This is a genomic window from Microbacterium sp. cf046 (assembly GCF_900114345.1).
Classification (GTDB): domain Bacteria; phylum Actinomycetota; class Actinomycetes; order Actinomycetales; family Microbacteriaceae; genus Microbacterium.
In genome coordinates this window covers 1,244,296-1,264,018 of the sequence record NZ_FOZJ01000003.1, presented here as the reverse complement: position 1 = coordinate 1,264,018, position 19,723 = coordinate 1,244,296, and the positions used below count along the sequence as shown (strand labels likewise).

Genomic DNA, 19,723 nt, shown 5'->3' with positions numbered 1-19,723 from the left:
GCCGCTGCGCGGCTACTCGACCACCGACATTTGGGTCACAGCGTGCAGCTGACGCAGGTGTCGAGCTCCGTGCCCTCGAGGGCCATCTGACGGAGGCGGATGTAGTAGATCGTCTTGATCCCCTTGCGCCACGCGTAGATCTGCGCCTTGTTGATGTCGCGGGTCGACGCGGTGTCCTTGAAGAACAGCGTCAGCGACAGCCCCTGGTCGACGTGCTGGGTCGCGGCGGCATACGTGTCGATGACCTTCTCGTAGCCGATCTCGTACGCGTCCTGGTAGTACTCCAGGTTGTCGTTGCTCATGAAGGCTGCCGGGTAGTAGACCCGACCGAGCTTGCCTTCCTTGCGGATCTCGATCTTCGACGCGATCGGGTGGATCGACGACGTCGAGTTGTTGATGTACGAGATCGAGCCGGTCGGCGGGACGGCCTGCAGGTTCTGGTTGTAGATGCCGTGCTGCTGGATGCTCGCCTTCAGCGCGACCCAATCCTCCTGCGTCGGGATGTGCTTGCCGGCGAACAGCTCCTTGACCTTCTCGGTCTCGGGCACCCAGGCGCGGTCGATGTACTTGTCGAAGAACGTGCCGCTCGCGTACGCGGAGTCCTCGAAGCCGTCGAACGCCTGGCCCTTCTCGATCGCGAGGTTGTTCGACGCGCGCAGCGCGTGGAACAGCACCGTGTAGAAGTAGATGTTTGTGAAGTCCAGGCCCTCTTCCGACCCGTAGAAGACATGCTCGCGGGCGAGGTAGCCGTGCAGGTTCATCTGCCCGAGGCCGATCGCGTGCGAGCGGTCGTTGCCGTCTTCGATCGAGCGGACGGACGCGATGTGGCTCTGCTCGCTCACCGCACTGAGGGCGCGGATCGCGGTCTCGACCGTCTGGCCGAGGTCATCGGCATCCATCGACAGGGCGATGTTCATCGACCCGAGGTTGCACGAGATGTCCTTGCCGATCTCCTTGTACGAGAGGTCTTCGTTGTACGTCGTCGGCGTGTTCACCTGCAGGATCTCGCTGCACAGGTTGGACATGTTGATCCGGCCCTTGATCGGGTTGGCCCGGTTCACCGTGTCCTCGAACATGATGTACGGGTAGCCCGACTCGAACTGGATCTCGGCGAGGGTCTGGAAGAACTCGCGGGCGTTGATCTTGGTCTTCTTGATGCGCGCGTCATCGACCATCTCGCGGTACTTGTCGGTCACCGAGATGTCGCCGAACGGCACGCCGTAGACCTTCTCGACGTCGTACGGCGAGAAGAGGTACATGTCCTCGCCGTTCTTGGCGAGTTCGAAGGTGATGTCGGGCACGACCACACCGAGCGAGAGCGTCTTGATGCGGATCTTCTCGTCGGCGTTCTCGCGCTTGGTGTCGAGGAACCGCATGATGTCGGGGTGGTGCGCGTTGAGGTACACCGCGCCGGCACCCTGACGGGCGCCGAGCTGGTTCGCGTAGCTGAAGCTGTCTTCGAGCAGCTTCATCACGGGGATGATGCCGGAGGACTGGTTCTCGATCTGCTTGATCGGCGCGCCGGACTCGCGGATGTTCGAGAGCAGCAGAGCGACGCCGCCGCCGCGCTTGGACAGCTGCAGCGACGAGTTGATGCCGCGCGAGATCGACTCCATGTTGTCTTCGATGCGCAGCAGGAAGCACGAGACGAGCTCACCGCGCTGCGCCTTGCCCGAATTGAGGAAGGTCGGCGTGGCCGGCTGGAAGCGACCCGAGATGATCTCCTCGACGAGGTCGGTCGCGAGCTTCTGGTCGCCGTCTGCGAGGCCGAGTGCGGTCATCACGACGCGGTCCTCGAAGCGCTCGAGGTAGCGCTTGCCGTCGAAGGTCTTCAACGTGTAGCTCGTGTAGTACTTGAACGCGCCGAGGAACGTCTCGAAGCGGAACTTCTTCGAGTACGCGAGGTCGTTGAGCTGCTGGATGAACTCGAACGGGTACTTCGCGAGCACGGTGGGCTCGTAGTACTCCTTCTCGACCAGGTAGTCCAGGCGCTCCTTGAGCGAGTGGAAGAACACCGTGTTCTGGTTGACGTGCTGCAGGAAGTACTCCCGCGCCGCGCGCTTGTCGGCGTCGAACTGGATCCTGCCGTTCTCGTCGTACAGGTTCAGCATCGCGTTCAGCGCGTGGTAGTCCATGCCCTCGAACCGCGCATCCGCCTTGAACGTCTTCTCTTGCGTCACTGCAGCTTCCACCATCGTTCCAATCCGTCGCTCACGCGATCCACGTCTTCGGGTGTGCCGAACAATTCGAGCCGGTACAAGTGCGGCACAGAGCACTTGCGGCTGATGACTTCTCCGGCGAGACAGAAGTGCTCGCCGAAATTCGTGTTCCCCGCGGAGATGACTCCGCGGATCAGGCTGCGGTTCTGCTCCTCGTTGAGGAACCGGATGACCTGCTTGGGCACCGCGCCCTTCTCTTCGCCCCTGCCCTGACCGCCGCCGTACGTGGGGGTCACGAGCACGAACGGCTCATCGACGATGAGCGCGGCATCCGAGTGGTGAAGGGGGATCCGCACCGCGCGCATGCCGAGCTTCTCGACGAAACGAGCGGTGTTGCCGGAGATGCTCGAGAAGTACACGAGCAGCGGCGCCTGCCGGCCGGTCTCTTGGGTCGCGCTGCGCTCGTGCACGGCGACCGCGGTGACCATGTCTACTCCAAACGGTGACTACGCGAGACGGCTGGCGAGCTCGTCGATCTTGTCGGGACGGAAGCCCGACCAGTGGTCTTCATCGGTGATGACGACCGGCGCCTGGAGGTACCCCAGGGCCTTGACCTGCTCGAGGGCCGCAGGGTCCTGCGAGAGGTCCAGAACCTCGTACTCGATGCCCTTCGAATCAAGTGCGCGATACGTCGCCGTGCACTGAACGCAGGAGGGCTTGGTGTAGACGGTGATCGACATGTGTGACCCGTTCTCCCTCAAATTCGTGTGTTGCATCCGGTAGACCCCCCACCGGGAGTCCAATACTACATATGGGTACCGACATTGGATAGCACCACAAGGGGTAGTAGTTACATCCGTGTAGTTTTGCACCGCTCTCCACATGTACAACACAGGTTGTCCACCGTTTCATCCACAGGAGACCGGTCGATTCTGAACCTGGAAAAACCCTGAATCACGCCGGTTTCGGATGCCCCGGCCGCATCTGTCCACAGGTGCGAACGTACGACGGGGTTCCGACACCCGATTCGCCTGTGGAATGCGCTCCTGGGCGTGTCGCGGCGTGTCGCGCATCCCTCGAGGCTGCTTCCCGGCACGCACTGCGCTCGCGCGCCGACGCTGCCGGTAGCGTTGACGGGTGGCGGGCTATCGGGATCTTCTGCGCACGCCGGGCGTGGCGCGCATCATGGCCGCCCAGCTGACGGCTCGATTCCCCAACGGCATGACGAGCCTCGCGATCCTGCTGCACATCCAGTACGTCACCGGCTCGTATGGCGCGGCGGGCCTCGTCCTCGGCGCGACCTCGGTCGGGCAGGCCATCGCCGGCCCCGTGACGAGCCGCTGGATGGGCGCGTGGGGCATGCGACGCGTGCTCACCACGACCCTGGTGATCTGCGCATGCGCGATCACCGCGATCGCCCTCGTCGAGTCGGTCGTCCCGGTCTACATGGTCCTGGGCCTGATCGCCGGACTGTCGACGCCTCCGGTGCAGTCGGCGGTGCGCACGATCTACCCCAAGATGGTCAACTCGCGCCAGCTCACCCCGCTGTTCTCGTTCGACGCGTCGCTGCAGGAGGTCATCTGGATCGTCGCGCCGGTCGTCATCACTCTCGTGGCCACGCAGATCGGCACGGTGCAGGCGCTCCTGCTCATCGTCGTGATCCTGATCAGCGGCGGCGCGTGGTTCATCCTCTCCCCCGAGGTCGGGCGTGTGCGCATCCCGCGCAGCCGCCGCAGCCTCGGCAAGGTGCTCGCCAAACCCCAGGTGCTGCTGGCCACCGTCATCGGCTTCCTCCTGATCGGCGCGTGCGCTGCCGTCGAGGCCGGGGTCGTCGCCACCTTCGCCCACGGCGGTCTCGAGGCCGGCATCGTGCTCGCGATCTTCTCGATCGGCAGCCTCGCCGGCGGGCTGTCGTTCGGCCACATCCCGATCGGGAGATGGGCGATGGCGCGCCGCCTCGCGATCATCGCCGTCGGGCTCTCGCTCACGGTGTTCTCGCTGAACATCTTCTGGATCGGCGGCACGCTCTTCCTGGCCGGGATCGGCATCGCACCCGCGCTCGCGGTGCTGTTCGCGATGACCAGTGCGAGCGTCAAGTTCAGCGAGACCGCCGAGGCGTACGGCTGGATCGGCACCGGGCAGCTGATCGGCGCAGCGGCAGGATCCGCCGTGGCCGGATTCCTCATCGACGGCGTCGGCCCCCAGGGCGCCTACTGGGCCGCAGCAGCCTTCGCGATCGTCGGGACCGTCGTCGCGGTCGCCTGCGTGCGCTCCTTCCCCGATCTGCGCCATCGCGACCCCAGCCCGATCCCCGACACGGAGCCGGTCGGCACGATCACCTGAACGCCATCGCCGGCCCATAGCCGACGCATAGCCTCGTGTCCTTTCATGGGGGCATGAGCGAAGAGCAGCGATGGATCGACAAGAACGGCGACGTGATCGACGAGGATCACCGCGGCCTCGTCTACGACGTGCAGACCCTCATCAACAGGCGCCGGGTGCTCGGCATCTTCGGCGGCCTGACGCTGACCTCCCTGCTGGCGGCCTGCGGTGTGCAGGACACGGATGCAGCGGCCTCCCCCACCGCGACGGCCACCGCCACCGCCACCCCGACGCCCACTCCGACCGCGAGCGCCACCGCCGCGGCATCCGCGCCCGTCTCCGAGGTTCCGGACGAGACCGGCGGACCGTACCCGGGCGACGGTTCGAACGGCGTGAACGTGCTCGATGACTCGGGAATCGTCCGCAGCGACATCCGCTCCAGCTTCGGTGCGTCCACGACCGTCGCGCAGGGCGTGCCGCTCACGATCGCGCTCACCGTGCGGGATGCCGCGACCGGCGCCGCACTCGTGGGCAAGGGCGTCTACATCTGGCACTGCGACCAGGCGGGCCGGTACTCGCTGTACAGCAGCGGTGCGGAGAACGAGAACTACCTGCGCGGCGTGCAACAGACCGACTCGACCGGCACCGTCACCGTCACCTCGATCTATCCGGCCTGCTACTCCGGCCGCTGGCCGCACATCCACTTCGAGGTCTATGACGACGTCGCCACTGCCGTCGCCTCCGGTCCGATCGTCAAGACGAGCCAGATCGCACTGCCCGGCGAGGCCAACGCACTGGTCTACGCGACGAGCGGGTACGAGCAGAGCGTGCAGAACGCCTCGCAGATCTCCCTGCAGAGCGACAACGTCTTCGGCGACGACGGCGGCATCCACCAGATCGCGACGATGTCGGGCTCGGTCGGCGCGGGATACACGGCCGCCCTCACGATCGGCGTCTGAACGCGCGGGACTGCCTCAGCCGATCCGGCGCAGCAATTCCAGCACGGCGAGCGCGTAGGCATCGGCGGGCTCGGGATGCTGGAACACGAAGCTCTGGTCCCCCACCACGATCTCCACCTCGTGCGTGTCGCTCAGCCGGCGCAGCGAGCGGAACGCGCCGCGCAGCAGTTCGCGCAGCTGGCTCTCGTGCGGCAGCCACAGCGCATCCTCCAGGGCGACGGAGTCCAGCGCCCACTCGGTCGTGCCGTTGAACGAGAGGATGCGGCCGGTCGGGTAGTCGCGGGGCTCGATCGTCATCTCGCTCACGGTGAAGACGTCCGCCTCGAACTCGGGCTCGTTCAGCTGGAACCGGTCGCCGGACCGCGGGTGCCACACGAGCCCCGCGTCACGCAGTGCGACTGCCGATTCCGTCGAGATCATGCCAACCATCATGGCCCCGCCCGGGGGGACGCCGGGCCGCTCCTATGCTGTTTCCATGCCCGCACCCCTGCCCGCACCCGTCGCGCTGCCCCGTCTGTCGTGGGGCGATCCCGCGTCCGATCGTCGCGCGCTCCTCGTGCACGGGCTCGGTTCGAACGGCGCGCTCATGTGGCGCTACGGAGTCGCGCTCGCCGATGCGGGATGGCATGCGACCGCCGTGGATCTGCGCGGTCACGGGGTGGCGCCGCGGACCCTGGACTACTCGGTGGCCGCCTACGCCGCCGACCTGGTCGCCGCCGCACCGGACGGCGCCGGCCCGTGGAACCTGGTCGTCGGCCACTCACTGGGCGGCGCCGCCGCGATCGTGGCCGCCGGCGGGCACCCCGCGTGGACCGAGCGTCTGATCCTGATCGACCCCGCGATCCAGCCCACTCCCCGCGACCTGGAGATCGTGCAGGCCAGCCAGGAGGAGGCGTTCGCCGACCCCAGCGAGGCGGCAGTTCGCGCCGCCCACCCGTCGTGGCACCCGCAGGACATCGAGCTGAAGGCGGTGTCGGCCCGTCAGGCCAGTCGGTGGGCAGTCGAGCAGACCAGCGCGCAGAACCAGCCGTGGGACGTCACAGCCGTGGCCACCGCGCTCACCGTCCCGACGCACATCCTGGGCTCCGATCCGAAGGTCTACAGCATCTACTGGGGCGATCGGCTGGATGCGCTGCGGGCCGCCAATCCGGCGATCGCGCACTCCACGGTCATCGGCGCAGGGCACTCCCCGCACCGGGACAAGCCCGAGGAGACCATCGCACAGTTCCTCGAGATCGTCGGCGCCTGAGGCGCGGCATCCGTCACCGCACCAACGACCTCGACACCCTCCCCCGCGCGGTGCGGCCCCCTCGGGAGCGCCGCCGCGTGAGAATGGCATGGTGAGCGACTTCGATCCGACCCGCTGGCTTCCCGACGATCTGCTCGACCGCATCCGCGAGCGGGCAGCCGTCCACGACCGCGAGAACACCTTCCCGGAGCAGGACCTCGCCGAGCTGACGGATGCCGGATACCTCGCGATCCTCGTTCCCACCGAGCTCGGTGGCGGCGGTCTCGGGCTCGCCGAGGCCTCCGTGCTGCAGCAGCGGCTCGCCGGGGCGGCTCCGGCCACGGCGCTGGCGATCAACATGCACCTGGTCTGGACCGGGGTCGCGAAGGTGCTCGCCGACCGCGGGATCGACGACCTGCGCTTCGTGCAGGAGGGCGCCGTCGCCGGGGAGGTCTTCGCGTTCGGCATCAGCGAGGCCGGCAACGATCTGGTGCTGTTCGGCAGCGACACGGATGCCGCCCCGCGGGCGGACGGCTCGTACTCCTTCACGGGCACGAAGATCTTCACCTCGCTCGCGCCGGTGTGGACCCAGCTCGGCCTGCACGGGCTCGACACCACCTCGGCGGACGCCCCGCAGATGGTCTACGCGTTCGTCCCGCGAACCGAGGAGGCTGACGGGCACATCGTCACCCGCGACGACTGGGACACCCTGGGCATGCGCGGCACCCAGTCGCGCACGACGGAGCTGCACGGCGCGATCGCCCCAGCGGACCGGGTCGTGCGTCGCATCGACCCGCGACCCGAGCCGGATCCGCTCGTGTTCGGCATCTTCGGCGTGTTCGAGGTGCTGCTCGCCTCGGTCTACACGGGCATCGCGCGGCGAGCGCTCGATCTGTCCGTGCAGACCGTGGGGAAACGGCGGTCGAAGAAGTCGGGACTGGCATACAGTCAGGATCCCGACATCCGCTGGCGCATCGCCGACATGGCGATCGCGTACGACGCGCTGCCGCCGCAGCTGGAGCGGATCTGCCGCGACATCGACGACCATGTCGACCACGGCAGGCGATGGTTCTCGCTGCTCGCGGGCGTCAAGCACCGCGCGGTCACGATGGCCAAGGGCGTCGTCGACGATGCGATCCTCGTGTCGGGCGGCTCGTCCTACTTCTCCGGCAGCGAGCTCAGCCGGCTCTACCGCGACGTGATCGCCGGCATGTTCCATCCGTCCGACCCCGAGTCGGCGCACACGACGGTGGCCACCGCGTGGCTCGGGCCGGTCGAGGCATGAGCACCACGAGCCGGGTCGAGCCCGCCGTCAAGCGCAGACGGACACCGACCGCCCTGCTGAGCCCGGCCGACCAGGAACGCCGCCATGGCCTCCGGGTCATGAAAGGCGTCGCGCTCGGCGCACTCCTCTTCATGGCGGTGCTGTTCCTGTTCGCATTCGCGTTCCAGGAGCAGTACCCGCCGCTCGCCTACGTCCGGGCGTTCGCCGAAGGCGGCATGGTCGGCGCGCTGGCGGACTGGTTCGCGGTCACCGCGCTGTTCCGGCATCCGCTCGGCATCCCCATCCCGCACACCGCGATCATCCCGAACCGCAAGGACGAGATCGGCCAGAACCTCGGTGAGTTCGTCGAGACCGAGTTCCTCCGGGGAGACGTGGTGCGCACCAAGCTCGAGGAGACCGCGATCGCCGCGCGCCTGGGCGAGTGGCTGAGCGTTCCGGCGCACGCCGAGCGGGTCGGCGCGGAGGCCTCGCTCATGGCCGCCGGAGTGCTGCGGGCGCTGAGCGACGACGACGTGAACGACGTGATCGAAGATCTCGCCCGCGAGCACCTCATCGCCCCGCAGTGGGGGCCGCCGCTGGGCGGATGGCTCGGACGCATCGTGGAATCCGGCGCCCACCACGGCGCCGTCGACATGGGCATCGACAGCATCGCGGCGTGGCTCGCGGCCAATCACGCGTCGTTCTCGGGGCTCGTCTCGCGCCGGCTCCCGGCGTGGGTGCCCTCGATCGCGCAGCGCCTCGTCGATGACACCGTCTACAACGAGGCCGTGAAGTTCGTCGCCGCTGTTCAGGCCGACCCTCGGCATCCCGCCCGCATCGCGATCGACGGCTACCTCCATCGCCTCGCCGAGAACCTGCAGCACGACCCCGCCACGATGGCGCGGCTCGAGGAGGCCAAGGCCAACCTGTTCGACAGCCCGCGGGTGCGCGAACTCGCCTCGGAGGCGTGGAACACCGCCAAGACCGGGCTGCTCGAATCGCTCGCCGATCCGCAGAGCGGCCTGCGTCGCCGTGCCGCCCAGGCGCTCAGCGAGGTCGGCTCGCGCCTCACGACGGATGCCGCCCTCCAGCGGCGCGTCGACGGCTGGGTGACCGAGGCCGCGGTCTTCCTCGTCGACCGCTACCGCCACGACATCGCGTCGATCATCACCGACACCGTCGAGCGATGGGACCCCGCCGAGACCACCGAGAAGATCGAGCTCATGGTCGGCCGCGACCTGCAGTACATCCGCCTGAACGGCACGATCGTCGGCGCCCTGGCGGGCCTGCTCATCTTCACGATCGCGCACGCCCTGCTCGGCTGATCCACGGTCCGAGCGAGGCCCGCATTTCCGGGATGTGAACATTCTGTCTCCGTGTGACAGACCCCCTCGGCGGGCGCCCGCCGCGGGGGTACCCTGATCCCGTGGCCGCGCCCGACCAGCTGTTGTTCAGCTATGGCACTCTGCAGAATCCGGATGTGCAGCTCGACACTTTCGGACGCCTCGTCGACGGCGAAGACGACGCGCTGCCGGGCTTCACCGTGGACTATGCCGAGATCGACGACCCGCGCGTGGTGGATCTGTCCGGTCACTCGGTGCACCCGATCGTCCGCGCGACCGGCAACACGCTCGACAAGGTCACAGGCAAGGTGCTGTGGGTCACTGAGGACGAGCTCGATGCCGCGGACGAATACGAGGTCGTCCTGTACCGTCGCGTCGAAGTGCACCTGCAGAGCGGCCGTCCCGCGTGGGTCTACGTCTCGAACTGAGGTCGGTCGGAGTAGCGTCGGAGCGTGGCGCTCTCTCATGACGAACTCTGGCCCCGCGCAGGCGACTGGCCACCATTCGCCTCCCTCGAGGGCGATGTCGATCTCACGCTGATCGGTGTGCCCGCGTGGCGGACATCCCTCTCGCCGACGGGCGCCCACGCCACCCCGGCCGCCGTCCGCGACGCGCTCCGCCGCTACAGCCCTGCGCTGATGGCGGGCCCGGTGGACCTCGGCGCGCTCCGCATCGCCGACGCCGGTGACGTCGCCGAGCCTGACGGACCGGATGGCGAGGGCGAGGTGCGCGCGCTCGCCGCCGACGCGCATGCGCGCTCCCGGCTCGTGGTCGCACTCGGCGGCGACAACAGCGCCACGTATGCCCTGGCCCAGGGCGTCGGGTCGGCCGGGCTCATCACCCTCGACGCGCACTTCGACCTGCGCGACGGTGTCTCGAACGGGTCGCCGGTGCGGCGGCTGATCGAGGACGGATTGGACCCGCTTCGGATCGTGCAGATCGGCATCGCAGACTTCGCGAACTCGGTCGCATACGCCCGGCGGGCGGCCGACTACGGCATCACCGTGATCGGCCTGGACGACGTGCGCCGGCGCGGGGCCGCGGACGTGATGGACCAGGCGCTCGAGGTCGCGGGCACCGGGGGCGGCGGCATCCACCTCGACATCGACGTCGATGTGTGCGATCGCTCCGTCGCCCCCGGGTGCCCGGCGAGCGTCCCCGGTGGCCTGGCCGCGTGGGAGCTCCGGGCGCTCGTGCGTGCCGCGGCATCCGATTCGCGCCTGGAGTCGGCCGACATCGTCGAGGTGGACGCGACGGCCGACGCACCAGACCACCGCACCGTGCGGCTCGCCGCGCTGTGCGTGCTCGAACTGCTCGCAGGATTGGGGACACGCTCATGATCCGACTGGTATTGGTCCGCCACGCGAAGTCGGACTGGGGCGACCCGAGTCTCGACGACCACGACCGGCCCCTCAACGACCGGGGCATGCGGGACGCGCCGCGGATGGCGCGCGCTCTGGCGGAGACGGGTTTCCGGCCGGAGGTGATCCTCTCGAGCACTGCCCTGCGCGCACGCACGACCGCTGAGGCGTTCGCCGCGGAGTTCGATGTGGCGGTGAACCTCGATCCCGCGCTCTACGGCGCGCCGGCGAGCATCCTGTTGGAGACCGCGGCGGCCAGCGCGGCCGGGCGGGTCATCGTGGTCGCCCACGACCCGGGGATGTCGGCGCTCGCCGAGCGCCTGTCCGAGGGCGAGATCTCGCACATGCCGACCTGCGCGGTCGCAGGGTTCAGGTGGGACGACGACGACTGGGACGTCGTCGGCTCCCTCGCACCGGCCGACTGGACGTTCGACACTCCGCGCTGACCCCGCGTCGGGACCGACTTGCGGCGATCGGCCACCATGCCCGGCTCGTAAGCGGCCCGTTGCCGCAACTCGGCGGGGCTCAGCCCGACCGGCCGGAACGCCAGACCGTGCGGATGAGGGGAACGCCCGGCCGGTAGGACAGGTGCGTGCGGGTCGGGGCATCCAGCAGCACGAGGTCCGCGCGCTTGCCGGCGGCGATCACGCCGACGTCGTCGCGGCGCAGCGCGCGCGCACCGCCCGCGGTCGCCGCCCACACCGCCTCGGCCGTCGTCATGCCCATCTCGCGCACGGCGAGCGCGATCATGAGCGGCATTGAGCTGGTGAAGCTGGATCCCGGGTTGCAGTCGCTCGCGAGCGCGACGGTGACGCCCGCGTCGATCAGGCGGCGGGCGTCGGGATACGGCTGGCGGGTCGAGAACTCGACTCCCGGCAGCAGCGTCGCCACGGTGCCGCTGCTTGCCAGCGCCTCGATGTCGGCGTCGTCGAGGTAGGTGCAGTGGTCGACGGATGCCGCGCCCAGCGCGACCGCGATCCGCACGCCCTCGCCGGGGCCGAGCTGGTTGCCGTGCACGCGCGGGAGCAGACCGTGCGCGATGCCGGCGGCGAGGATGCGACGGCTCTCGTCGGGGGTGAAGGCGCCGCGCTCGCAGAACACGTCGATCCACCTGCTGTGCGCCGCGCAGGCCTGCAGCATCTCGCCGCAGACGAGCTCGACGTAGTCCTCGCGCCGGTCGGCGAACTCGGCCGGCACCACGTGTGCGCCGAGGAACGTGACCTCGGGCGTGACCTCGGCGGCGAGCCGCGCGAGCCTGGCCTCGTCGTGCACGGTGAGCCCGTAGCCGGTCTTGACCTCGAACGTCGTGGTGCCCTGCGCGTGCAGCTCGGCGACGAAGTCGGCGAGCCGCCGGCGCAGTTCGTCGTCGCTCGCCGCGCGCGTGGCCGCCACCGTGCGACGTATGCCGCCGGCGGCATAAGGCGTGCCCGCCATGCGCGCCTCGAACTCGTCAGCTCGATCGCCGCCGAACACGAGGTGGGTGTGACTGTCCACGAAGCCGGGGATGAGCGCGCGTCCCCCGGCATCCACGACCTCGACCGCAGCCGTCGGCGTTTCGTCTCGACGCTGCCCGCCTCGCTCAACGGCCGGATCCGACTCGGAGGCGTGCGGCGCGTCAGCAGCCGGACCCACCCAGACGATGCGGTCGCCCTCGATCATCACCGCGGCGTCGCGCATCGTGCCGCACGGATCACCGGCGGCCGCGACGTTGGTCGTCAGCTCGCCGATGTTCGTGATCAGGGTGCTGTTCACAGCATCGGCACCTTCAGGCCGCGCTCGCGCGCGACGTCCTTCGCACGGTCGTACCCGGCGTCGACGTGCCGCATGACGCCGGTGCCCGGGTCGTTCGTGAGCACCCGCGCGAGCTTCTCCGCGGCCAGCGGTGTGCCGTCGGCGACCGTCACCTGCCCGGCGTGGATGCTGCGCCCGATACCCACGCCACCGCCGTGGTGGATCGAGACCCAGGAAGCCCCTGACGCGGTGTTCAGCAGCGCGTTCAGGAGCGGCCAGTCGGCGATCGCATCGGAGCCGTCCGCCATGGCCTCGGTCTCGCGGTAGGGAGACGCGACCGAACCGGCGTCCAGGTGGTCGCGACCGATCACGATCGGCCCGGCGAGCTCACCCGAGGCCACCATCTCGTTGAACTTCAGGCCGGCGAGGTGCCGCTCCTGGTACCCGAGCCAGCAGATGCGCGCCGGCAGGCCCTCGAAGTGCACGGTCGAACCTGCCTTGTCGAGCCACCGCACGAGTCCGGCGTTGTCGGGGAAGAGCGCCTTGACGGCTTCGTCCGTCTTGCGGATGTCTTCGGGATCACCGGAGAGCGCCACCCACCGGAACGGGCCGCGGCCCTCCGCGAACTGCGGCCGGATGTACGCCGGCACGAAGCCGGGGAACTCGAACGCCCGGTCGAAGCCGCCCAGCTGCGCCTCGGCGCGGATCGAGTTGCCGTAGTCGAAGACCGCGGCTCCGGCATCCTGGAATCCGACCATCGCGGCGACCTGCTTGGCCATGCTTCCGCGCGCGCGGTCGGTGAAGCCGGCCGGGTCGCGCTCGGCCTCGGCACGCCAGTCGTCCACGTCGACGCCGACCGGGAGGTAGGCGAGCGGGTCGTGCGCGCTGGTCTGGTCGGTCACGATGTCGATGGGCGTGCCGCGCAGGAGCAGCTCGGGGAACACGAGCGCGGCGTTGCCGACGATGCCGACGCTCAGGGCGCGGCCCTCGTCCTTGGCGGCCACGACGCGGGCGACGGCCTCATCGAGATCGGTCGTGTACTCGTCGAGGTAGCCGTGCTCGACGCGGCGCGCGAGGCGCGACTCGTCGACGTCGACGATGAGCACGGCTCCCCCGTTGAGCGTGACGGCCAGCGGCTGCGCGCCGCCCATGCCGCCGCATCCGCCGGTCAGCGTCAGGGTGCCGGTGAGGTCGTCCCGCCCGAGCGAGCGGGCGACGGCTGCGAAGGTCTCGTACGTGCCCTGCAGGATGCCCTGGGTGCCGATGTAGATCCAGGAGCCCGCCGTCATCTGCCCGTACATCGTGAGTCCGAGCTGCTCGAGCCGGCGGAACTCGGGCCACGTCGCCCAGTCCCCCACGAGGTTCGAATTGGCGATCAGCACGCGGGGCGCCCACTCGTGCGTGCGGAACACGCCGACCGGCTTGCCCGACTGCACCAGGAGGGTCTCATCGGGCTCGAGCTCGTCGAGCGTGCGCACGATCGCGTCGTACGCCTCCCAGCTGCGCGCCGCCTTGCCGGTGCCGCCGTAGACGACGAGGTCTTCGGGGTGCTCGGCGACCTCGGGGTCGAGGTTGTTCATCAGCATGCGCTTGGCTGCCTCGGCGCCCCAGCTCTTGGCGGTGCGCACGTTGCCGCGCGCGGCGCGCACGGTCCGGGCCTCGGTGGACTGACTCATCGGACTGCTCCTTCTGCGGCTGCGGCGACCTGGCCGGAGATGACCAGGTCGGTCACCGCTTCGATGTCGGGTGAGAGGAAGTGGTCGTGGCCGGGTCCGCGGACGACGGTGCGCACGAGGTCGCGCACAGCTCCGGTCGCCGGTCCGGGCTGGAGTGGAGCGCGCAGATCGATCGCTCGTGCTCCGGTCAGCACCTCGATCGCGAGCACGCGGGCGAGCCCGTCGATCCCGCGGCGCAGCTTCCGTGCGGCGGCCCACCCCATCGACACGTGGTCCTCCTGCATCGCGCTGGAGGGGATCGAATCGACGGATGCCGGAACCGCGAGGCGCTTGAGTTCGGAGACGATCCCGGCCGCCGCGTACTGCGCGATCATGAGGCCCGAGTCCACTCCGACCTCGTGGGCGAGGAAGGGCGGCAGGCCGTGGCTGCGGGCGGGGTCCAGGGCGCGGTCGGTGCGCCGCTCCGAGATCGAGGCGACGTCGGCGACCGCGATCGCGAGGAAGTCCAGGACGTACGCGACCGGGGCGCCGTGGAAGTTGCCGTTGGACTCCACCCGGCCGTCGTCGGTGATGACCGGATTGTCCACCGCCGATGACAGCTCGCGGAATGCGATCGACCGGGCGTAGTCGGCGGTGTCCCGCGCGGCGCCGTGCACCTGCGGCGCGCACCGCAGCGAGTACGCGTCCTGGACGCGGGTGCACTCAGGACCCTTGTGCGACGCGACGATCGGCGAGTCGCCGAGGTACGCGCGGAGGTTGGCGGCGGAGGCGGCCTGCCCGACCTGCGGGCGCAGGGCCATGAGGTCTGCGGCGAACACAGCGTCGGTGCCCAGCTGGCTCTCGATCGACATGGCGGCGGCGATGTCGGCGGTCTCGAGCAGCACCGAGAGGTCGTGGAGCGCGATGAGCAGCATCCCAAGCATGCCGTCCGTGCCGTTGATCAGCGCCAGGCCCTCCTTCTCGCGAAGGACGAGTGGCTCGAGGCCCGCCTCGGCAAGGGCATCGCCCGCGGAAGTGAGCTCCCCGGTGGCGGTGCGGACGTCCCCCTCGCCCATCGCGGCCAGCGCGACGTGCGAGAGCGGGGCGAGGTCGCCCGAACAGCCCAGCGAACCGTACTCGCGCACGATCGGGGTGATCCCGCTGTTCAGCATCCCGGCGTAGGTCAGGGCGACGACCGGTCGCACGCCGGTGTGACCGGTGGCGAGGGTCTGCAGGCGCAGCAGCTGCAGCGCGCGCACGACCTCGGTCTCGACTTCGGCGCCGGTGCCGGCCGCATGGGAGCGGATGAGGCTCGCCTGCAGCTGGGCGCGGCGCGGCGTCGCGATGAACGTCGTGGCGAGCGCTCCGAACCCGGTCGAGATGCCGTAGTGCGGTTCGGGGTCGTCCGCGAGGTCCTCGACGAGGATGCGCGACGCTGCGATCCGCTCGAGGGCGACGGCGTCGAGCTCGACGCGCGCTCCGTGGCGCGCGACGGCGACGACGTCCTCGGGGCGCAGGGGTGCCGCGCCGACGACGACGGTGTCGGTGTGGTGATCGATGACTGTGGTCATGACTCGATTCCACACCCGCCCGCTCGCGCGGAACAGTGGAGTCTGGCATCCTGTGTCTGTCATGCCAGACACTTCGCCTCCGCTTCGACCTCAGGTTCCGGCAGCCGATCAGACGCTGCGGATCCTGTCCCTGCTCGCGCGTCAGCGCGGTCCGATCGCCGCTCGGACGATCGCCGCGCAGCTGGGGGTGCCGCGCTCGAGCGTCTACCACCTGCTCGCGACCCTCGAGGAGCACGGCTTCGTGGTGCACCTCGCCGCCGAGCGTCGCTGGGGTCTGGGCACCGCGGCTTTCGAGCTCGCCGGCGGGTACGCGCGTCAGCAGCCGCTCGCACACGTGGGCCGGACGCTGGTCGCGGCGCTGGCCGACGGAACCGGCGAGAGCGCGCACCTCGCCGTGATGACCGGCCGCGATGTGCTCTACATCGTCGAAGAGCGCGCCCCGCGCCGCCCCGCCCTGGTCACGGATGTCGGCGTGCGGCTGCCCGCGCACCTCACGGCGTCGGGCAGATCGATGCTCGCCGCGCTGCCCCGCGAGCAGGTGCGCGCGCTGTATCCGGATGCCGCATCATTCGCCGACCGCACGGGACGAGGTCCGAGCAGGCCGGGCGAGCTCCGCGACGTGCTGCGCGACGTGCGCGGACGCGGATACGCGCTCGAGGACGGCGAGGTGACGATCGGGCTGGGGTCGGTCGGGGTCGCAGTGCTCGATCACGTCGGCTGGCCGATCGCCGCGATCGCCGTCACCTATCCCACGGATCCGCCGCGCGATCCCGCCGCGCTCGCCGCCCACATCGCGCCGCTGGCGAGCGAGCTGGGTCGCCGGATCGGGGGTGCGCGGCGCTGATGCCGCGCTCCCCCGTTCCGCGGAGCCCGCTACCCGGCGAAGTGCGTGAGCAGGCGCGCCACGACCTCGGCGCGCGCAGCATCCGAGTCGAGCTGCTCGAGGCCGAATCCGAGCAGGACCGTGTCCGGCGTCGCGGTGGCGGCGTTGAACGGACCCTCGACCGTCGTGCGCGTGAACTCCCCGGTGTTCTCGAGGCTTCCCTCGGGGGCCGGCAGCACTGTCCACGGCTCGACGGTCTCTTCGAAGCCCTGCGCTTCGCTCGCGACGCCGTTCAGGACGAGCCTGGTGTCATCGACGATGACGCCCGTGTCACCGGTGAAGACGTCGGTGACGTAGCTGACCACGATCTCGACCTCCTGCCCGGCGTACGCGCTGAGGTCGAACGACACCGGGATCCAGCCGCCGGATGTACCGGTGAATGCGTTCCATTCGCCGGTCGTCCCCGTCGACAGGCACGGGTTCGCGACGGTGAGGTAGTGCTCGAGCTGCGGGTGGCCTTCGACGTAGAAGCCGGCCTCGCACTCCGCCGGCGGCGTGGTCGAGGTGGCCCCGCCGAGATCGGGCAGCGTGGTCCAGTCCTCGGTGCCGACCGGCCTGGCTTCGACGATGACATTGTCGTAGCCGAACTCCGTGGCGTATGAGAGCTGCGCATCGAACGTAGCGGTATCACCCGCTCCGAGCTCGGGCACGGCGAACGTGCGGCTGAGTCGCTGGTAGCCGTCATCGATGTGCGCGGCGAACATCGCCCAGAGACCCTCGATCGGGATGAACGGACCCGAAGGGTTCTGATACTCCGCGGCCGCCCAGCTCTCGAACTGCGGGAACTCGTCGACCGGCAGCGCGTCGCTGGTCACTGTGAGCGCGCTGGCCTCATCGACCGGGTTCTCCTCTGTCGCGGTTCCGCCGAAGAGGGCTTCGAGGCCGTCGAGCGGCGCAGCCGTCCCCGTGATCCCGTCGGCTCCGACCGGCGTGCGGCCGTACGCCCCCATCCAGTACTGGGTGAAGTCGTCGGCGAGCAGCAGGCAGTCGGAGAACGGGTCCCCCGTGACGACGCACTCCTGGTCGGGCTGGCCGTCCAGGCCGTAGTAGATCCCGCCCAGCGCCGCCCCGAGCTGTCCGTAATAGGCCGCCGTCTCCCCCGCGAGTGCGAGCTTGCCGCCCTCGTTGAGGTAGTCCCGCACGGCGAGCGTCAGATACTGCTGCCGCTCCGCCACCGAGGCGTCTTCGAAGTCCCCGAAGTACGTCTCGGTGACCACGTCCTCCGGATCCTGCGTCAGCCGGTTGTCGCCCAGGTACCAGAGCACGGCGTCGTAGTGGCTCAGCACGGCGAGGTCGTGCGGCACGCCGTTCGCATCGACGTCCCACACGTCCGGGGTGACACCGTTCGCCTCGAGCGCCGCGATGTGCTCGTCGAGGTACTTCGGGCCGTCGCCGCGCGGGGACTCCTCGGGGTTGACTCCCGTGTAGTCCTCGTTGGCGAGGATCAGCACCGAATTGCCGGTGTCCTGCGCCACCTGGTAGGTGAAGTGCCCGCTCTCGACCTTCTTCACCTTGCGGTTGGCGACGATGTCGCGCGCCGATGGGAGCGCCGTGAACCACACCTCCACGCTGTCGCCCGCCTTGGCTCCCTTGACCGTGCCGCGGTACTCGGCGTAGTAGTCGACGTTCTCGTCGCCGTACCGTTCGCCGCCCTTCCACTCCTTGACGGTCGAGATCCTGATGGGCCCGCCGTTGATCCGGTAGTTCATGAACTTGGCGAGCAGATCGCGCTTGGCCCACACCGCGACCGTCTGGGGATCGCCGTAGGACACCGTGAAGGAGTCCAGCCGGAAGTCCTCGGCATCCCGGCCGACGACCGAGACGGGGTCGTTCGGGTCCTTCGCCGACTCCGCCACGGCAAGGGCGAACGGGATGTTCTTCTCGAACTCCGCCTGGATCAGCCCCTCGTCATCGGGGAAGTTGAAGCCGCTCTCGCAGTCCTCCGCGAACCACTCGTCGTCGGGATACACGTCCGACGCCGACTCGCAGGTGCCCATCTCCGGCGTGAATCCGAGAGTTCCGTACGCCTCCTGGGTGTGCGAATCGGTGTCGCCGTTGGTCGTGTACAGCTCCGCCGAGATGTCGGGATCGTAGCCGGCGATCGCGGGGGTCGCATCGTCGCCGACCATCGCCTCGTAGATCACGTCGTCCGGCGAGGGCGTCGCGACCTGCCATCCGATTCCGTGCAACAGGAGCTCGGCCGCGGAGTGGTAATTCACGAGGAACTCCGGTGTGACCTTCGCGAACAGGGCGTCGATGGCCTGCGTCTCGGGTTCCGACGCGGGCGCGGGGCCACGGTACGTGTCGCTCGCCGGGTCGGGTGAGGAGCCCTCGTTGTCGTAGCCCCAGCGTGTCGGGTAGTTGCGGTTGAGGTCGACTCCGTCGCCGACGCTGATCTGCCCATCGCCGTCGTTGTCACGGAGGTTCTTGCGCCAGAGTCGCTGGCCTTCGCTGAAGGTGAAGTCGTAGCCATCGGGGTTGGCGACCGGCACGAACCAGAGCTCGGTCGTGTCCACGATGCTCTTGATCCGCCGGTCGCTGCCGTACGAGTCCGCGTAGTAGGAGAGCAGTCGCCGCACCATCTCGGGGGTGATCCACTCGCGGGCGTGCTGCGCGCCGATGTACACGGTGGTGGGGCGCTTGCCGTCCTTGGTCTTCGCGACGTTCTTGGTCAGTCGCACCGCGCCGATGTCCTTGCCCTGCACGGTCTTGCCGATCACTCGGAACTGGGCGATGTCCGGGTGCTCGGCGGCAATCGCCTGGAGCTCCTCGAGGATTCCACCCGGTCCGCTGTACATGCGGAACACCCCGTCGGCGGCATCCAGCGAACGTCGCTGCGCGGACGGCGCCTTCACCTCGAGGGCCGTGCCGCCCTCGGCCAGGCGCGCCGCCTGGTCCCCGCTCAGGATCACCTGAACGTCGACCTGCCCGGACACTTCGCCGCTCGGAGTGGTGACCAGCTCGTTCCGGTCGACACCCAGGCCGACGATCGCCGCCAGCCCTTCCACGCCCACGGTGCCCGTGTACACGGCAAGCCGGTCCTGGTCACCGGGTGGCGGAGGAGGCGGACTCGCCATGCTCGGTGTGGCGACGAGCATCGTGAGGACCAATGCTGCGGTTGTGGCGACGGCAAGCCTGCGGAACATGCGCACTCCCTTGTGACGCGGTGCCCGTATGCCGGAGTCTTCAAGCGTTCGTTCCGGGGGGTGGCACGACGCGAATCGTCCTCATCCTCCGCCCTCCGATG

The 19,723-nt window shown here is 69.3% G+C and carries 17 protein-coding genes; 9 read left to right on the top strand and 8 right to left on the bottom strand.

Annotated elements, in window-relative coordinates; translation table 11 throughout:
• Positions 1–35: 35 nt before the first annotated feature.
• Genes nrdE through nrdH form a run of 3 tightly spaced genes read right to left on the bottom strand, consistent with a single transcriptional unit; the run spans position 36 to position 2,899 of the window.
• A complete protein-coding gene (nrdE, locus tag BM349_RS18305) occupies positions 36–2,195 on the bottom strand; it encodes a class 1b ribonucleoside-diphosphate reductase subunit alpha (RefSeq protein WP_091709154.1) in 2,160 nt (719 codons plus the stop codon).
• Complete coding sequence (gene nrdI, locus BM349_RS18300; RefSeq protein ID WP_091709151.1) at positions 2,177–2,647, bottom strand: class Ib ribonucleoside-diphosphate reductase assembly flavoprotein NrdI; 471 nt, start codon at positions 2,645–2,647, stop codon at positions 2,177–2,179. Before nrdI ends, nrdE begins: the two co-directional genes overlap by 19 nt.
• A gap of 18 nt (positions 2,648–2,665) precedes the next feature.
• On the bottom strand, positions 2,666–2,899 hold the full coding sequence (gene nrdH, locus BM349_RS18295) for a glutaredoxin-like protein NrdH (protein ID WP_091709149.1): 234 nt from the start codon (positions 2,897–2,899) through the stop codon (positions 2,666–2,668).
• Positions 2,900–3,296: 397 nt separating this feature from the next.
• Between nrdH and BM349_RS18290 the strand changes: the two genes are divergently transcribed.
• Together BM349_RS18290 and BM349_RS18285 are read left to right on the top strand one after the other, a co-directional pair.
• Positions 3,297–4,502: an MFS transporter gene (locus BM349_RS18290; RefSeq protein ID WP_091709147.1), complete on the top strand. Its 1,206-nt coding sequence runs from the start codon at positions 3,297–3,299 to the stop codon at positions 4,500–4,502.
• Between the two features lie 53 nt (positions 4,503–4,555).
• The gene (locus BM349_RS18285) at positions 4,556–5,440 is read left to right on the top strand and encodes a dioxygenase family protein (RefSeq protein WP_091709144.1); all 885 of its coding nucleotides are present in this window, start codon (positions 4,556–4,558) and stop codon (positions 5,438–5,440) included.
• A 15-nt stretch (positions 5,441–5,455) separates the two neighbouring features.
• On the opposite strand, the gene BM349_RS18280 is transcribed toward BM349_RS18285, so the two are convergent.
• Positions 5,456–5,860 (bottom strand): pilus assembly protein CpaE, encoded by a 405-nt coding sequence (locus BM349_RS18280; protein WP_091709141.1) that lies wholly within the window; start codon positions 5,858–5,860, stop codon positions 5,456–5,458.
• 55 nt (positions 5,861–5,915) lie between these two features.
• Here BM349_RS18280 and BM349_RS18275 point away from each other — a divergent pair, with 55 nt between their 5' ends.
• From BM349_RS18275 to BM349_RS18250, 6 genes are all read left to right on the top strand, one after another.
• The gene (locus BM349_RS18275; RefSeq protein WP_254774002.1) at positions 5,916–6,689 is read left to right on the top strand and encodes an alpha/beta fold hydrolase; all 774 of its coding nucleotides are present in this window, start codon (positions 5,916–5,918) and stop codon (positions 6,687–6,689) included.
• Between the two features lie 88 nt (positions 6,690–6,777).
• Positions 6,778–7,953, top strand: coding sequence for an acyl-CoA dehydrogenase family protein (locus tag BM349_RS18270; protein WP_091709138.1), 1,176 nt, complete (start codon positions 6,778–6,780; stop codon positions 7,951–7,953).
• Entirely contained in the window at positions 7,950–9,257 is a 1,308-nt protein-coding gene (locus BM349_RS18265; protein ID WP_091709136.1) for a DUF445 domain-containing protein, read from the top strand. Before BM349_RS18270 ends, BM349_RS18265 begins: the two co-directional genes overlap by 4 nt.
• A 101-nt stretch (positions 9,258–9,358) precedes the next feature.
• Positions 9,359–9,703 carry a gamma-glutamylcyclotransferase family protein gene (locus BM349_RS18260; RefSeq protein ID WP_091709134.1) on the top strand — a complete coding sequence of 115 codons (345 nt, stop codon included), beginning with the start codon at positions 9,359–9,361 and terminating at the stop codon, positions 9,701–9,703.
• 24 nt (positions 9,704–9,727) lie between these two features.
• Positions 9,728–10,615: an arginase family protein gene (locus BM349_RS18255; protein ID WP_091709132.1), complete on the top strand. Its 888-nt coding sequence runs from the start codon at positions 9,728–9,730 to the stop codon at positions 10,613–10,615.
• Positions 10,612–11,082: a SixA phosphatase family protein gene (locus BM349_RS18250; protein WP_091709130.1), complete on the top strand. Its 471-nt coding sequence runs from the start codon at positions 10,612–10,614 to the stop codon at positions 11,080–11,082. Before BM349_RS18255 ends, BM349_RS18250 begins: the two co-directional genes overlap by 4 nt.
• 79 nt (positions 11,083–11,161) lie before the next feature.
• Here the strand turns inward: BM349_RS18250 and hutI are convergent, their stop codons facing one another.
• From hutI to hutH, 3 genes are read right to left on the bottom strand one after another with little or no spacing between them, the layout of a single operon-like run.
• On the bottom strand, positions 11,162–12,388 hold the full coding sequence (hutI, locus tag BM349_RS18245) for an imidazolonepropionase (protein WP_091709126.1): 1,227 nt from the start codon (positions 12,386–12,388) through the stop codon (positions 11,162–11,164).
• Positions 12,385–14,043 (bottom strand): urocanate hydratase, encoded by a 1,659-nt coding sequence (hutU, locus tag BM349_RS18240; protein WP_091709124.1) that lies wholly within the window; start codon positions 14,041–14,043, stop codon positions 12,385–12,387. Before hutU ends, hutI begins: the two co-directional genes overlap by 4 nt.
• On the bottom strand, positions 14,040–15,593 hold the full coding sequence (gene hutH, locus BM349_RS18235) for a histidine ammonia-lyase (protein WP_091709122.1): 1,554 nt from the start codon (positions 15,591–15,593) through the stop codon (positions 14,040–14,042). The genes hutU and hutH overlap by 4 nt, the downstream gene beginning before the upstream one ends.
• 61 nt (positions 15,594–15,654) lie before the next feature.
• On the opposite strand from hutH, the gene BM349_RS18230 reads away from it, so the two are divergent.
• Positions 15,655–16,437 (top strand): IclR family transcriptional regulator, encoded by a 783-nt coding sequence (locus BM349_RS18230; RefSeq protein ID WP_254774001.1) that lies wholly within the window; start codon positions 15,655–15,657, stop codon positions 16,435–16,437.
• 29 nt (positions 16,438–16,466) lie between these two features.
• Here the strand turns inward: BM349_RS18230 and BM349_RS18225 are convergent, their stop codons facing one another.
• Positions 16,467–19,622, bottom strand: coding sequence for a M14 family metallopeptidase (locus tag BM349_RS18225; protein WP_091709116.1), 3,156 nt, complete (start codon positions 19,620–19,622; stop codon positions 16,467–16,469).
• Positions 19,623–19,723 lie beyond the last annotated feature (101 nt).

What these genes read in the sequence shown, in the direction of transcription:
- nrdE (WP_091709154.1), bottom strand. Translation starts at nt 2,195, where the DNA reads ATGGTGGAAGCTGCAGTGACGCAAGAGAAGACGTTCAAGGCGGATGCG.
- nrdI (WP_091709151.1), bottom strand. Translation starts at nt 2,647, where the DNA reads ATGGTCACCGCGGTCGCCGTGCACGAGCGCAGCGCGACCCAAGAGACC.
- nrdH (WP_091709149.1), bottom strand. Translation starts at nt 2,899, where the DNA reads ATGTCGATCACCGTCTACACCAAGCCCTCCTGCGTTCAGTGCACGGCG.
- BM349_RS18285 (WP_091709144.1), top strand. Translation starts at nt 4,556, where the DNA reads ATGAGCGAAGAGCAGCGATGGATCGACAAGAACGGCGACGTGATCGAC.
- BM349_RS18280 (WP_091709141.1), bottom strand. Translation starts at nt 5,860, where the DNA reads ATGATCTCGACGGAATCGGCAGTCGCACTGCGTGACGCGGGGCTCGTG.
- BM349_RS18275 (WP_254774002.1), top strand. Translation starts at nt 5,916, where the DNA reads ATGCCCGCACCCCTGCCCGCACCCGTCGCGCTGCCCCGTCTGTCGTGG.
- BM349_RS18270 (WP_091709138.1), top strand. Translation starts at nt 6,778, where the DNA reads ATGGTGAGCGACTTCGATCCGACCCGCTGGCTTCCCGACGATCTGCTC.
- BM349_RS18265 (WP_091709136.1), top strand. Translation starts at nt 7,950, where the DNA reads ATGAGCACCACGAGCCGGGTCGAGCCCGCCGTCAAGCGCAGACGGACA.
- BM349_RS18250 (WP_091709130.1), top strand. Translation starts at nt 10,612, where the DNA reads ATGATCCGACTGGTATTGGTCCGCCACGCGAAGTCGGACTGGGGCGAC.
- hutU (WP_091709124.1), bottom strand. Translation starts at nt 14,043, where the DNA reads ATGAGTCAGTCCACCGAGGCCCGGACCGTGCGCGCCGCGCGCGGCAAC.
- hutH (WP_091709122.1), bottom strand. Translation starts at nt 15,593, where the DNA reads ATGACCACAGTCATCGATCACCACACCGACACCGTCGTCGTCGGCGCG.
- BM349_RS18230 (WP_254774001.1), top strand. Translation starts at nt 15,655, where the DNA reads ATGCCAGACACTTCGCCTCCGCTTCGACCTCAGGTTCCGGCAGCCGAT.
- BM349_RS18225 (WP_091709116.1), bottom strand. Translation starts at nt 19,622, where the DNA reads ATGTTCCGCAGGCTTGCCGTCGCCACAACCGCAGCATTGGTCCTCACG.